The sequence below is a fragment of the Pseudomonas sp. 30_B genome (assembly GCF_017491605.1).
Lineage (GTDB): Bacteria > Pseudomonadota > Gammaproteobacteria > Pseudomonadales > Pseudomonadaceae > Pseudomonas.
The window spans coordinates 1-511 of the sequence record NZ_JAFGYY010000191.1 but is presented as its reverse complement, the minus strand read 5'-3'; the positions used below and the strand labels follow the sequence as shown (position 1 = coordinate 511).

The window sequence follows — 511 nt, the reverse complement described above, 5'->3', positions numbered from 1 at the left end:
GGCCAGCGCTGAACGCCGCGCGCGGCGCATGGAGGCGAGCCGCCGGTGCGCGGCTCGCATGCCGATTTCGAGCGCGCCGTTTCGATTGCCGATGCGGGCGATGTTTCGCCATTTGCGCGAATTTCGCGCGACTTCGTGCATCGCGCGGCCGTTCGATGTTGAACGAAGCAATCCCGAACGTGTAGGATTCGATGATTCGCGCCCGGTGCCGCGCGCGGCCTATGATGGCCGCCTGCGGCGCGACGGGCCAAGCCGCGCGGCCGGCACGCAATGCGCGGCGCGATCGTTTCAGTTTCAAGTCGTCTTCAAAGGATTCGTTCGATGAGTTCACGCAGGATCGTGGTACGCCGCTCGGGCGTTCACGGCAAGGGCGTATTCGCCGCGGTACCGATCAAGGCGGGAGAGCGCGTAGTCGAATACAAGGGCGAGCGGATCTCGTGGAAAGAGGCGCTGCGCCGCCATCCGCACGACCCGGACGATCCGAATCACACCTTTTACTTCGCGCTGGAAG

At 65.0% G+C, this 511-nt stretch carries 2 protein-coding genes; both read left to right on the top strand.

All coding sequences use genetic code 11. The annotated features are described in order from the left end of the window. A partial coding sequence (locus J5M67_RS27880; protein WP_207888605.1) for a hypothetical protein occupies nt 1-325 on the top strand: 325 nt, incomplete at its 5' end. Beyond that, on the top strand, nt 322-511 hold a 190-nt coding region (locus J5M67_RS27875; protein ID WP_243434925.1), incomplete at its 3' end, for an SET domain-containing protein-lysine N-methyltransferase. The genes J5M67_RS27880 and J5M67_RS27875, both read left to right, overlap by 4 nt.